The organism is Dactylosporangium cerinum (assembly GCF_042653625.1).
Taxonomy (GTDB): Bacteria; Actinomycetota; Actinomycetes; order Mycobacteriales; family Micromonosporaceae; genus Dactylosporangium; species Dactylosporangium cerinum.
This window is the reverse complement of sequence record NZ_JBHSIU010000037.1, coordinates 220,743-234,441: the sequence shown is the minus strand read 5'-3', so window position 1 is coordinate 234,441 and position 13,699 is coordinate 220,743. Positions and strand designations below refer to the sequence as shown.

Annotated in this window: 10 protein-coding genes; 5 read left to right on the top strand and 5 right to left on the bottom strand. The window is 67.4% G+C overall.

Features of this window, described 5'->3' with window-relative positions; translation table 11 throughout:
• The first annotated feature begins 209 nt into the window (after positions 1–209).
• From ACFPIJ_RS27670 to ACFPIJ_RS27660, 3 genes are all read left to right on the top strand, one after another.
• Complete coding sequence (locus ACFPIJ_RS27670) at positions 210–1,067, top strand: carbohydrate-binding protein (RefSeq protein ID WP_380118837.1); 858 nt, start codon at positions 210–212, stop codon at positions 1,065–1,067.
• A gap of 289 nt (positions 1,068–1,356) precedes the next feature.
• On the top strand, positions 1,357–2,295 hold the full coding sequence (locus ACFPIJ_RS27665) for a hypothetical protein (protein ID WP_380118835.1): 939 nt from the start codon (positions 1,357–1,359) through the stop codon (positions 2,293–2,295).
• Positions 2,296–3,424: 1,129 nt separating this feature from the next.
• Complete coding sequence (locus ACFPIJ_RS27660; RefSeq protein WP_380118833.1) at positions 3,425–4,270, top strand: FAD-dependent oxidoreductase; 846 nt, start codon at positions 3,425–3,427, stop codon at positions 4,268–4,270.
• Between the two features lie 106 nt (positions 4,271–4,376).
• Here ACFPIJ_RS27660 and ACFPIJ_RS27655 read toward each other — a convergent pair whose 3' ends face one another.
• Positions 4,377–5,783 (bottom strand): carbohydrate-binding protein, encoded by a 1,407-nt coding sequence (locus ACFPIJ_RS27655; RefSeq protein ID WP_380118831.1) that lies wholly within the window; start codon positions 5,781–5,783, stop codon positions 4,377–4,379.
• Between the two features lie 823 nt (positions 5,784–6,606).
• Here ACFPIJ_RS27655 and ACFPIJ_RS27650 point away from each other — a divergent pair.
• Entirely contained in the window at positions 6,607–10,077 is a 3,471-nt protein-coding gene (locus ACFPIJ_RS27650) for a chitobiase/beta-hexosaminidase C-terminal domain-containing protein (RefSeq protein ID WP_380118829.1), read from the top strand.
• A 282-nt stretch (positions 10,078–10,359) separates the two neighbouring features.
• On the opposite strand, the gene ACFPIJ_RS27645 is transcribed toward ACFPIJ_RS27650, so the two are convergent.
• On the bottom strand, positions 10,360–10,689 hold the full coding sequence (locus tag ACFPIJ_RS27645) for a hypothetical protein (protein WP_380118827.1): 330 nt from the start codon (positions 10,687–10,689) through the stop codon (positions 10,360–10,362).
• 88 nt (positions 10,690–10,777) lie between these two features.
• Here ACFPIJ_RS27645 and ACFPIJ_RS27640 point away from each other — a divergent pair, with 88 nt between their 5' ends.
• Positions 10,778–11,272, top strand: coding sequence for a hypothetical protein (locus ACFPIJ_RS27640; protein WP_380118825.1), 495 nt, complete (start codon positions 10,778–10,780; stop codon positions 11,270–11,272).
• A gap of 53 nt (positions 11,273–11,325) precedes the next feature.
• Here ACFPIJ_RS27640 and ACFPIJ_RS27635 read toward each other — a convergent pair whose 3' ends face one another.
• The 3 genes from ACFPIJ_RS27635 to ACFPIJ_RS27625 all read right to left on the bottom strand — a co-directional run bounded on the left by ACFPIJ_RS27635 (position 11,326) and on the right by ACFPIJ_RS27625 (position 13,650).
• Entirely contained in the window at positions 11,326–12,117 is a 792-nt protein-coding gene (locus ACFPIJ_RS27635; RefSeq protein ID WP_380118823.1) for a hypothetical protein, read from the bottom strand.
• Positions 12,118–12,184: 67 nt separating this feature from the next.
• On the bottom strand, positions 12,185–13,012 hold the full coding sequence (locus ACFPIJ_RS27630) for an L-histidine N(alpha)-methyltransferase (RefSeq protein ID WP_380118821.1): 828 nt from the start codon (positions 13,010–13,012) through the stop codon (positions 12,185–12,187).
• Entirely contained in the window at positions 13,009–13,650 is a 642-nt protein-coding gene (locus tag ACFPIJ_RS27625; protein ID WP_380118819.1) for a peptidylprolyl isomerase, read from the bottom strand. Before ACFPIJ_RS27625 ends, ACFPIJ_RS27630 begins: the two co-directional genes overlap by 4 nt.
• Between the last annotated feature and the right edge of the window lie 49 nt (positions 13,651–13,699).

Sequence of the window (13,699 nt, the reverse complement as noted above, 5' to 3'; positions counted from 1 at the left end):
AAGCAGCCCGTGACCGCCGGTCCCTTCCGTCCCAGACGCCCGCGTCGTCAATCGTCATCGTCGGCTGCCCGGTTCCGGCGTTCCGTGCCCGCTCACGGCGGCGACGGGACGTGAGGACCCAGCCCTGGTCGTCTGGTCCGCGAGGGACATGTTTCGTCGACCCGGACCGGTCCGCATGCCCAACATCGCGCGGCCTAGATTGAGGGTCCATGACCGGAGATGACAGCGACACCAGCCGCCTGCGAACTGGTCCCTGGCTGCCCGAACCGATCGTTCGCCGATCACCGGGCACCCCGGAGGTCCAGGCCGGCGGCGCGGAGCCTGCCCCCGCACCGCCACCTGGCGTCGCAGTCGGCGACGCCGGCGCCGCCCCAACCGACCCGCCAGGGCTCATTGACCACGACCGGCAGGCAACATCAGTCCGGCGGCGTCTGCCGTGGTTCCTGGCAGCCTTGGTAGCGCTCGGCGTCATCGTCGTCACATCGCTGGCCACGTGCTCCTCAGCGCCGGACGCCGGCCGCGCCCGCAACGCGGAGGGTGACGTCGTGCCCGCTGTTGCACCGCCTACCGCCGCGTCGTCAGCCGGCCCGAGCCAGAGCCAGAGCGCGGCCCCCAAGTCGTCACCCTCGCTGTCGCACTCGGCGACCCGACGGGCGTTCCAGCCGATCGAACTGGAGGCCGAGGCAGCCTCCGTCGAGCTGGCGGGTTCCGCGGAGGCCATCGCGTACGCGGGTGCGTCGGGCGGCCGGATCGTGCGGAACCTGGGTCGTTGGGGACCGGGCTCGAAGAAGACCGGGAGTCTGACCTTCTCCGATGTCACCGTGCCGGAGGGCGGCACGTACACCATGACGCTGTACGTCGTCCACGACGACGGCGACACCTCCCGGACAGCGGTGATCAGCGTGGCCGGCGGCGGCTCGGTCACGGTCGCCACCGCTGCGGGTAGCGCCTGCTGCACGCGCACCGCAGTGGTGATCACCCTCAAGAAGGGCCGCAATGCGGTGACCGTCGGCAACCCCGACGGCCAGGCGCCATCGATCGACCGGATCGCGATCAGCGCTTCCTGAACCGGACGTTCGGAGCGGACGATGCACCATGCGAACCGCCCCGCGCAGATCGCCGGTGGCCCGATGGCCGGTTGTTTGACCACCGCAAGACGTCGATGAGCGCTGGCCGCCGGCGCCTGACCCGGCGCGGATCGGGGGCATTGCGGCTTGCCTGGCGCAGCGCATCGACGTAGCGTGGCGCGTTGCCGATGGCGGGCGTCGGTGCACGTCGGTAAGGATCGGTCATATGCGGCGTAAACGGTTCAGTCCCAGCGTCGCGAAGGCCCGGTTCGGCGGCCTACTCGTCGCTGTGCTCATCGTCGTGCCGGCCACGGTCCTCGCCGTGGCATCGTCGGCGTTCGCCGAGGGCGAGAGATGCTGTCAGGTGAGCATTGACGACCTGCCCGCACAGTTCCCCGGCGGAGGCGACCCCACGCCCTTCACAGTCCACCTGGTCAACCAATCCCAGGAGGTCCTCCGCTACGTCGACGTGTCGTTCCTGATACAGGCCGAGGGCCTCGTTGGCGACCTGGTGGACCTGCAACGTCAGCGCACGCCCGGCGGACCGCGCGACGTGGGGACGTTCACCCAGCGCGGTGCACACAGCGGTGCCGTCACAGCAACCGAGCAAATCGACTTCGGGGCGCTCGCGCTGCAGCCCGGCGGCGAACTGAACATCACCTACCAACTGTCGTTCAGCAAGAAGTTGCCCAGCGCCGCACTGACGCTTTCGATGCAGGTGCAGCCCAGGCGGGACCGCAGGGGCGTCACCTCGGCTGGCCCGTACAGGTCCTCAATCGTGGCGGCGGGACAGCAGACCCCGACCCAGCCGGCTTCGACGCCAACGGTCAGCGACTTCCCGGCAACGACCGACGGCACAGCTCCGATCGACCAGTCGCCGCTTTCCGGCGCCGGCTCGCCAGGCGGCGGTGGCTCGATGATCTGGCTGGCGTACACAATCGGCGCGCTGCTGCTGCTCGGCGGGATCGGGGTGATCGGCACGCTTGTGTGGCGGCGCGGACCTCAGCGCGTCCAGACCGATCAGGACGAACCGCAGCAGCACGGCGAACTGGCATACCCGCACGCGCCCACCCAGGTCATCGGCCACGAGGTGTCGAGGCAGGCCGGTCATCCCGGCGTGTACGGCACGCCCAGCGCTCACATGGCGCCGACCGCGCAGTACCCGATCGCGCAGAACCCCTACGCCGATCCGGATCAAGCCCGGGCCGACCCGGCCGGCGGTCGGTAAGTCCGGCCGCCGCGTGCCGGAGAGGGACAAGCCGGCGACCGGGCACAGGCGGGGACGAGTCCGGCGGTGCGGAGCCTACCCACGCGCCGCCATCCGGCGTTTCAGTCGGCGACGCCGGCGCCGGCACGACCGATCCGCCGGAGCTCACTGAGCATGACCAACACGCAGTCGACACGCAGACCGCGGCTATCCCGGCGTTCTGGAAACCGCCGCCATGGTCGAACGGAAATGCCTCGCCGACGAGACCTACGTCTTCGCACGCGGCAAGCCGGAGTCGGTCTACACCGAGGCGTTCGCCAAGCTCCGCCAGGCGGCCGAGTCGCTCAACAAGGCCGGCAAACGGTCGAGCACGCGCCTCCCGGCACAGCCCGGCCCGGCCCGGAGCAGCCACAGCTCGACCAGCAGCCGTACCCCGAAGCCGAACGCCGGCCAGAGCCAGCACGAAGCTCACCCGAGCCGGAACTGTCGTACCCCACGGCTACGGTTCCCTACAGAGACAACGGCACTTCTAAGGGCAGTTCACCGGCCGGCAAGAAGGGAGGTGACAGGCCTTGAAGGAGCACCCGACGATCAAGCAGCCGGGCAAGAACGACGCGCTCAAGACGACCGACGGCCCCGGGCCTGAGGTGGCGGCCGGCCCAGCCTCCGCGAGGCCGACAAGCCCAACGCCTGAGCCTTCGCGACCGGACCGCCAGGAGACGGCAGCCAGACGACAGGTCCCGCCCGAGCCCGCAGCACGCGGACGGTCCCGGCGGCGACGTACGCAGCAGGTCCAGCCCGCCACGGGCCTTGAGGAGGTGCGGGTAGAGCACGGCGCCCAACGCGGCAGGCCCAGCCACCCGGCGGTCTTGAGGGGTGTGGGTGGAGCAAAGCTTCCCCACCGGGGAGCACGGCGAAGCCGTGCGCGGGGAATCCACCGACCGCCGGCGAGCGGCCCGAAGGGCAAGCGAGCAGGGTCGACCCAGGTCGGTGGGCCGCACGATGCACCATGCGAACCCCTCGATCATGGTCGCCGGCTCCGCACTGATCGGACGTCTGCCCGTCGACCGGCCAGCGAAGGAAGCCCGAGACACGCATATACAACAATGCGGGTGAACCGGGTCGGGTTTCCGGGACGCACGGTGGGGTGGTGACAGTCGATGCCGTCGTGATCGGCTCCGGGATCAACGGAATGGTCGCCGCCGCGGAGCTAGCCCTGGCCGGGTGGTCCGTCGCGCTGGTCGAACGCAACCGCGACCTCGGTGGGTTCATAGCTACCGAGGAGCGCACGCTACCCGGCTACCTGCACGACACGTACTCGTCGTGGCATCCACTGTTCCTGGCCGGGCCGGCGTTCGCACGCCTGCGGCAACCGTTGGCCGAGCACGGGTTGCGGTACCACAACACCGAAGGCTGGCTGTGCGCGAGCGTGGCCGACGACGGGCGGGTGACGGTGGCGCACCGGGACCCTGCGGTCACCGCCGACGGGTTCGCGGTCTCGGCCGACCGCACCGCCTACCTGGCGTCCCTGCGACGGCTGGGCGACAACATCGGCCCGATCGCCGGACTCATGGGCAGCGAACTGCGCTCACCGACGCTGCTGCGCCACGTCGCCAGGCTGCTGCGGATCGGCGGTCGCGCCGGCGTGGAGCGCCAGAATGCCACCCGCAGCCACAACAACGGCAAGCCCAAGCTCCAGCTAGGGCGACAGCCCAGCTGCCCGAGGACGACAGGCCGGGCGAGCGATCCGACAACCCCAGCCCGCGACGCTCTTGAGGGGGTGTGGGTGGAGCGAAGCTCCCCCACCGTGGGGCGCAGCGCCGCCGGTCGGAGACTCAACCCGGACGCTGCGACCCGGGCCGTGAACGCCTCGGTGCGGCACGAGGACACCACGTACGACGAGCTGCTGATGGCCGGTCTGCCACGGGAGCAGGCCCGGGAGCGGATTCGCAACGACATCGACCGGGTCCTCGAACGGTGGCGGCGCCCAGCCTGAGCGACGTCGTACAGGTAGTCCTGCTCGGCTATACCCGTCTTTCGCGCATGGTGTGAGGGGCGAGCGCTGGGCCGCCCGCCCCTCAGCCCGAGGACCAGGTACTCGGTCAGTGACCGAAGGTGATCCAGTCGAGGTTCACGAAGTCGGCGGGTTGGCCGCTGGTCAGCGTTACGTAGACCGTGTGGGTGCCGGTGACGGCGGTGATGTTGGCCGGAATGTTCCGGAAGGTCGTCCAGCCGCCGGTGTTCGCGATGGCGAAGCTGCCCAGTACCGGGCCGGTTGGGCTGTCGACGCGGACTTCGACCAGGCCCGAAACCCCGCCTGCGGCGCCGGAGGCGGCCTGTGCTTTGAACTGCCTTGCCGGTGTGTTGCCGAAGTTCACACCGTCGAATCGGAGGTAGTCGGCGTTGCCACCGGGTCCGACGTATGTGCCCGCCGTGGTCGTGCCCTGTACCTGGTTGGCCGACTCCGCCTGGATGGTGCTGTAGGCGTCGCGTCCTGTCGGCGGTCCTGTCGTCGGGCTCGCGGTCGGGCTTGCGGTGGGGCTTGCGGTGGGGCTTGCGGTCGGGCTGGTGGTGGGCGGTGTGGCGCCGGGTGACGGAGCGTTCGCGCCGCCGGTGTACACCGTGACGTAGTCGGCGTCGTAGTGCCCGCCGCCGGTGGTCGCGCCGTTGAGGGGTACACCGTTGTTGGCCGGCATCTCCCCGCCGATGGCCAGGTTCAGCACGATGAAGAACCCGTGGTTGAATCCCAGGTCCCAGGCGTCGGCGCGGATGTTGACGCCGCGCTGGGTGCGCCACACCTGCCGCCCGTCGACATACCAGGTCACCGACTTGTCGGCATCGCTCCAGTCGATGGTGTAGGTATGGAACGCTTTGGTGCACGACAGCGGGCCCTGCCCGCACGGACCGGCCGAGCCGTTGTTGCCGACACCGTTCTTCTCGTTGCACACGTTCGGTCCCTGTGCGGGATCGAGCCAGCCGCAGTGCATGGTCTGCCAGGTCTGGTTCAGGCCGCTGACGCTCTCCATGATGTCGATCTCGCCGACCGTGGGCCAGTTCCACAGGTTGCCACGGTAGGCCCCGGCCAGCATCCAGAACGCCGGCCAATAGCCGTTGGACTGTCCGTTGGCCGCCTCCGGCAGCCGCAGTCGAGCCTCGACCCGCAGTTTGCCGCCCGCGGGCGGTTGGAAGTCCTGCCGGTTGGTCTCGATCCGGTCCGAGGTCCAGCCGCTGAGTCCGTTCCCACGGGCGGTGATGCTCATGATCCCGTTGGCCAGCGAGACGTTGTTGCGGGAGTTGGTCTCCACCTCGCCGGTGCCGAAGTTGGCCGGACCGCCCGGATAGCTGGTGCCCTCGCTGTGGCGCCAGTTGCCGCTCAGCACGGTGCCGTTGAAGTCGTCGAGGAAGGTCTGGGTCCACCCGGCTGGGGTCGGCGGGGCGGCCGCCTCGGCGTGCAGCGCGTTGACCAGCCAGGTGCTGCCGAGGAGCAGGACGGCGATCGGGATGGTCATGAGTCTGACCCTTTGGCCGGTCCTGCCGGATGCGGGACTTGCGTGGTCCGTTTTCATGGATTCCTCTCAGCGCACAAGGTGCTCTCAGGTTGGCAGTGTGAGAGCGCTCTCAGCATCAGTTCCACGGACGCTGATTGTCAACGGTTGTTAACAGACAATTTCTGGCAAGCCGTTGACCTGCAGATATGCCGATCGAGATCCCGGTTGTGATCAGTTGGAAACTTGGATGCAATTGATCATGAGAGATCTTTTTGACCAAGGAGAGAGCGCTCTCTCACGTCTCTCATCCCTTGTGGACGGTGGTTTGGCACGTGGCCGGGCGGCGATGAGCGGCCGCCGCGGAAGCTGCCGGCGGCGGCCGACTGGAGCGGGCACAGCGACACGGGTCATGACGATGCCCCCGACAGCGTTGTCGACCGCTACCTGCCCACGTCCATCACGATGACGGGATTTGGAACTCCACACGGCGCCTCCCGTGGCGCAGTGAAGCGATGAGAGAGCGCTCTCTGCCGTTCCTGGAATCTCCGTTGGACGCGGCGAAGATCCGTTAGAAGTCGCCCGATGTGGCTTTCACCTGGGACTACTGACGTCACGCCAGGCTCGGGTGTTGACAGTGGCAGCCCTTAACTGTATTAACAATTGTCGACGGCTGAGAGCGCTCTCAGCTTGCGCCTCACCGGCCGACGGCTCCCTGGAACACCATCTCACGGCGGGTCCGCGACCTCGACTGAGCTCGATCCGTCCAAGGTCATCAATCTATAGATGTACATACATCGAATAGTTGCTCTCTATACGTAGAGCGCCCTCAAGCGTGGAGGGAACGATGAAGACAAGACTGCAGTTGCCGGCGGTACCTCCTGACCAGCGGTCCCGAGGCAGGCTTCGGCTGATCGCCACCGGCCTGGCCGTCCTGGGTCTGCTCGTCTCGTGGGCGATCACTCAGGTCACCGCGAATGCGGCCGTCCCCACGCCCGCGGGCTGGAACCTGATCTTCAGTGACGACTTCAACGGGGCGGCGGGATCGGGCGTCAACGGAACCAACTGGCAGTACACCACCGGCACCAGCTACCCGGGCGGCCCGGCGAACTTCGGGACCCACGAGGTCGAGACGATGACCGCGAGTACCGCGAACGTCGCGCTCGATGGGGCCGGCAACCTCAAAATCACACCTCAGCGGGACGGCGCCGGCAACTGGACCTCGGGCCGGATCGAGACCCGGCGTGCCGACTTCCAGCCACCCGCTGGCGGCAAACTCAAGGTCGAGGCTCGGATCCAGCTGCCGAACATCACCGGTGCCGGCGCGGCCGGCTACTGGCCGGCGTTCTGGATGCTCGGCGCACCCTATCGGGGCAACTACTGGAACTGGCCGAGCGTCGGCGAGCTGGACATCATGGAGAACGTCCAGGGCATGAACAACGCGTGGGCGACCGTGCACTGCGGTGTCGCCCCGGGCGGCTCCTGCAACGAGTTCACCGGCATCGGCGGCCAGAAAGCCTGTGCCAGTACCAGCTGCCAGGCCGGCTTCCACACCTACGGCCTGGAGTGGGACCGCAGCATCCAACCCGAGACCATCCGCTTCTACCTCGACGGGGTGCAGTTCCACCAGGTCAACGCGACCAACATGGACGCGGTCACCTGGGCCGACGCGACCAACCACGGGTTCTTCATCATCCTGAACGTGGCCATGGGCGGCGACTTCCCGGCCGCCTTCGGCGGCGGCCCGACCGCGGCCACCGTGCCGGGCAAGCCGATGGTCGTCGACTACGTGGCGGCCTGGCAGTCGACCGGCGGAGCGACCCCGACGCCGACCGGTAGTACGCCACCGCCGCCACCGAGCGCCGATTACACCCAGAACGTCACCACGCTGAACTCCACCCAGGCGAAGATCTCGTTCCACCCGACCACGCCGTCCGCGCTGGTGGACGTGCACTACCTGGTCAACGGGGTGAACCAGCAGAACTTCCGGATGGCCGACAACGGGGGCACCTGGGAGCAGACGGTCAGCAACCTGAGCAGCGGTACGGTCCTGGAATACTGGTTCACGTACGAGAAGAACGGGCCGCTGTACGACACCCCGCACTACACGTACACCCACGGCACCCCGCCGCCCCCGCCATCGACCACGGTCGCGACGCCCACGTTCACCCCGCCCGCCGGCACCTACACCAGCGCCCAGTCGGTCGCGATCAGCACCTCGACGCCGGGCGCGACGATCCGGTACACCACCGACGGCAGTACCCCGACCACCTCGTCGCCGGTCTACACCGGCCCGGTCACGGTCTCGGCGTCCACGACGCTCAAGGCGATCGGCACCGCCTCGGGGATGACCACCTCGGCCGTCGCGACCGCCGCGTACACCATCACAACCGGCAGCCCCGACTACACCCAGAGCGTCGTCCCGCTCAATGCCGCCCAGGCGAAATTCACCTTCCACCCGACCGCCCCGGCTGCGCTCGTGGACGTGCACTACCGGATCAACGGGGCCGGCCAGCAGAGCTTCCGGATGGCCAACAACGGCGGTACCTGGGAAAAGACCGCCAGTAACCTGAGCACCGGTACCGTTCTGGAATACTGGTTCACGTACGAGAAGAACGGGCCGCTGTACGACACCCCGCACTACACGTACACCCACGGTGGTACGGGGAACGGCGGTACCGTCGCGACGCCGGTACTGAGCCCGCCCGGCGGTACGTACACCGGGGCGCAGACGGTGTCGATCAGCACCTCGACCCCGGGTGCCACGATCCGGTACACCCAGGACGGCAGCACCCCGACCGCCTCATCGCCGGTCTATACCGGCCCGATCACGGTCAGCTCCTCGAAGACCATCAAGGCGATCGGCGTCGCGGCCGGGATGGCCAACTCGGGCATCGGCACCGCCACCTACACCATCAACGCGGGTACGGGTACGGTGGCGACCCCGACGTTCAACCCGCCCGGCGGCACGTACACCGGCTCGGCGGCGGTCTCGATGAGCTCCGCGACCGCGGGCGCGACCATCCGGTACACCACCAACGGCAGCACCCCGACGCCCACCTCGGCGCAGTACACCGGCCCGATCACGTTGACCGCCAACACCACGCTCAAGGCGATCGCCGTCAAGCCGGGCCTGACCGACTCCGCCGTGGTCACCGCGGCGTACACCATCATCCCTGGCTGTACGGGCGGCTGCGGCGGGCCGGGGACCTTCCCGATCACGTTCCAGAACAACACCCGGGGTACCTGGTCCAACAGCCAGGTCTATATCACCATGCTGTTCGTCGACGCCGGTGGACAGTGGAACTACCTCAAGCCGAACGGCACCGGCGCGCACATCGACCACGCCATGACCGACGCGGCCGGACACCTGACCAAGAACGGCGTGAACTACCCGAACATGTCCTTCACGATGGCCCAGGCGCCCACCACGTTCAGCCCACCGTACGTCCGGGGCGGCCGGATCTACATCTCGGTCGGCTCGCCGGTCTACATCCCGGTGTCCCCGGACAACATGGGCTGGGGCGGGCCGGACCTGAACAATCCAAACGACCCGAACAGGGACGTCTACTACGACTGGTACGAATACACCTACGTCTACAACCAGGTCGCCTACGGCGGCAACACCACGGCCGTCGACCAGTTCGGCTTCCCGCTCACATCACGCCTGGTGCAGACGTCGAGCGGGTACGACCGGACGCTCGGCATCAGCCAGACCCGGGACCAGGTCATGGCCGGGTACCAGGCGGCCGTCGGTGCCGCGTACACCCCGCTGGCGGGCCAGCACCGGATCGTTGCGCCCCGGTCGGCGTCACAGTTCAAGCCGGGCGGAGCCCAGGCCAACTACCTGCAGTCCTACATCGACCAGGTCTGGAACTACTACACCGCGAACCAGTGGACCGAGGTACACAACGGGGTCACCTTCACCGGCCGGGTGGTGAACGGGGTGTTGACTGGGACGAAGCAGGACGGCAGCCCGTTCAGCGTGCGCAAGCCGACCACCACCGAGGTGTTCGAGTGCTCCGGCGCGCTGGCACTCGGCAACGACCAGGGCGGTACCGACACGATCCGGGAGGTGGGCCGGGACTTCTGCGCCGCGTTCCACCGGGGCGTCGCGCTGAACACCGCCTACTGGTACGACCCGACAAAGTACTACCTCACCAACCCGAAGGACGACTACTCCGCCTACTTCCACGCGATCGGGATCGACCACAAGGCGTACGCGTTCGCCTACGACGACGTGAACGACCAGAGTTCGGTACAGATCCTCAGCAACCCGAACCCGCCCACCTCGCTGACCCTCGGCATCGGCTGGTAGCACCATCCACCCCGGACCCCGCCGCCGGGTGCCACACGCCGGAACGAGTATCGAACGACACGACGACGATGCCGCGCAGCACCGGCTGGGCTGGACCCATGAGAGATCTGGCCCAGCCCAGCCATGCAAGATCCAGCTGACGGCGTTGCCCAGGGTGCCGGAGTACTGCCCGGGCCACGCACGGCACCGCCCCGTGCAGCAGCCTGATGCCGCCGCTCCCCGCGGTCTCCGGCACCCGACTGGTCCGGGCATTGGGACGTCACGGCTTCAAAGTGGCGCGGGTCAGGGAAGCCACCACATCATGCGACACCCGGACGGGCGTGGCACCACGGTGCCCGTACATGGCAATCGCGCGACGTCGCCAAGGGCACGCTGAGGGGCATCCTCAACGATGTCGGCATGACGATCGACCAACTCGCCCCGTAGTAGGACCAGTCCATTCCGGAACGACCCGTCCTCGCCACTCAACGCAAGAAGCGCGGCTTGGACGGCAAGCGCATCGGACGCGTCGCGGGCCTGGACAAGGCCAGCGTGATGCAGCAGCGGCTCGACCGCGTCGAAGTCCGGCTCGCTGACCCAGCTCGCCAAGAGCGGCAGAACGGCCGCCGTCACCGGGGTCAGAGCGTCACCACACCCTTCCAGCACACGAAGTCCGACTCCAGCACCGCGGTCACCTGCGGCGGCGGCTTCAGCGGCGGCGATGTGTACTACCTTCTACTGCGGCGTCACCGTGATGCTGCCGGCCGGATCCGCCGCGGGCAACTGGCGGGTCGCGCAGATCGTCGTGTTCGACAACGCCGGCCGGCAGTCGACCTTCAAGAACCCGGCGGCCCAGTCCGTGACGGCGACGTCGAACGCGACCCTCACCGCGAGCAACTTCACCCTCAGCCCCAACCCGGTCAACAACTGGCGCGGCGACGTCATGGGCGCCCTGACCTTGTCGGTCGCCGGTGCCAAGAAGGGCGTCTCCGCGGTCTACGTCGACTTCGACGGCAACAGCTCGCCCGCAGCGCGGCGGCACCGACGACTGGCCGACCGGCGCCTGGTACACCGAATCCGCCGACCACATGATCGACACCGCTCTGCGGTCCGCGCCGACCGGCCGACCGTCACCCAGACCCCGCCGGACCTGGCCACGGTTCGCGTTCACGCCGAGGCGTACCGCGCCGGTGCTGATCAGCTGCTTGTGCAATGACACGGGCAGCGAATCGTCACTATCCTCCGTACCACCATGCTCGTGGTCTTTCGTCAGGAGCTTAATCCCGCGATGATTGCACTGCCCGTCTCGGCTGCAGTCAGGTAGCGGGTTGCCTGGTGGGCGGCGAAGCCGTTGCTGATCGCCACGTCAGTGACACCGGGCCCGAAGATCTTGCGCAGCCGCGGCTGCAGAGCCACGAAGTCGGCGTCGTCTGTGATGTTCGTCCACCGCCGCACGCCCGGCGGCCAGATCGGGGCCGGATCGAGGCGGTGCAGCACCACATGCGGGACGCCCAGCGGCGATCCGAGCGTGACCAGGTCGGTCACCTTGGAGTCTGCGAGCGAGCACATCACCTCGTATGCCACCACCGAGCCCAGCGAGTGTGCGACCACGACGCGTGTGTCATCGCCAATCGCGTTCAGGAAGCGCTTCCGGATTGCGGCTCGCACCTCGGGCTGAGTGAAGTAGGTGGTGACCTGCTTGACCCACCATACGAGGACCCGTTCGGAGACTCGCGCCAGAATCCTCGCCCCCGCTAGGGCCAGGATCGCGGCCCGCGCCGACGACCGCACGCCCAGAGTGCGGGCATCCGGGGCGACGACGGCCGGGTCTCTGGCGGCGGCCTCCCGCCACCACGACAGCAGCAGTTCCAGTTCCAGGTCGTCGTCGACATCCTCAGCGGTCAAGGGCGGCACCTCCTCGCTGAGAAATCGGCCCGCCGGGCGGAACAGGTCTCCATAGAAGACACACTCGATGTCACTCTCATCAAGCGACGCTGCGGGATCGGCGTTTCGCACACCCCCCACCAACGCGGGCGCCCAGACCGACGACATCTGCGGCACACTTCCAAAGGTATTCAGAACCCCGTGTACGGCGACAACGCGCGCCATTCCGTCCAACTCCCTCGTCTCACACCGACACCAGAGCTACCCCAAGCGAGCCCGATCGCCGGATGCACACCTTCTTGAAACCATCCAACGCCTTTTCTAAGGCGCCGGGTGAAAACCGCCGCGAACGGAAGCATTGAATCCTCCGACCGTCGTCGTTCAAGGTGACGAATGCCCGCAGTTCACCATCACCGAAAGTCACCTCAAGATCGCCGGTATCCACATTCGCGGCCCGAAATGACTCCAGAACACTCGCCTGAAACTCGGCGGTCTGATACGCCGCGACAATCGACGCCGGATCTACACTTTCATCTGCGAAATTCACGCTCAGCAGGAGAGCATCGCCAGGGTCGAGGCTTTCCCGTACATGGCGCAATACGACTTCCGGGTCGTCCAGATTGGCAAGAGTATTGCCGAGCATCAGGGATAGGACCATTCCGCTGGACCGCCATTCGCGGATCGCATTGGATGGCCCCTCGTCGACGTCCCAGACAGCGAGGTCCGGATTGCCTTGCAAGGCCGGGACGGCCAGTTCAAGCATAGTCCGGCTGAAATCGAGACCGAGATACCGCGGCGAGGCGACCGACAGCACCCGCAGCAGCGCGGCGGTATGGGCGCCGGTTCCCGGGCCGATCTCTGCGATTTGACGCGGGTCGAAGTGGCGGATCATGTCGGCTTCCAGGGCGATTGCGTCGGTGACCGCCAGATAGCCGTTCGTCGCCGCCAAGATGTGATGGCGATAGGCAGCCGAGCCCGCATAACTGAACTTCGGCGGCACGACACCGGACTGCAGGCAGCGGCGGAACAGGTCCTCGTGAGCCCGTGACTCGAAGCTAGCCAGGCCGTTCATCTTTCAGTCCGGTAGTCCAGGGTTATCTCGACATGCTCCACCACGACCGGCTCGACTGGCCGGCCTTGGCCATCTACCAAGGTCAGCGACAGTTCGTCGACCAGGCGCCGTGAGTGGTCATCAGCCAGTTCTCCGAAGATTGGCTTCGTAAAGTTTAGGTGCGCGGCCGGCGACAGGGTAACGAAGAACTGGGACCCGTTCGTGCCAGAGCCGTCGGACCGCTTCCCATCGTTGGCCATCGCCACCAAGTAGGGGCGATTGAATGTCAGGTCGGCCGCATACTCGTCATCGAAGGTGTAACCCGGCCCGTGCAGGTCGGCGGCAGGTGTGAAGTCGAGGAGCATGCCGCGGACAATCCGGCCGATGCAAAACCCGTCAAAATACCGACCTGTGCGCCTCTCGCCCGTCGCCGAGTCCACATAGGGCAAAACCCCGTTCGCCAGGCCGACGAAGTTCGCCACCGCTTGCGGCGCCCGTCGAGGAAACAGCTCGAAGCGGAGCGAACCGCAGGTCGTCGCCAACCGCGCGAATACGGCCCGAGTCGCAAGATCAGCGGCCAGTTGCCGGCGCAACTCAGCTGCCTCGGCGACCAGGGCGACTACCGTCGACGCCGCAGCCGGATGCATTGCCGTGCTCACAACCGACAATGTAGCACCTAGTATCTGGGTCGACCTTCATTGATGAACC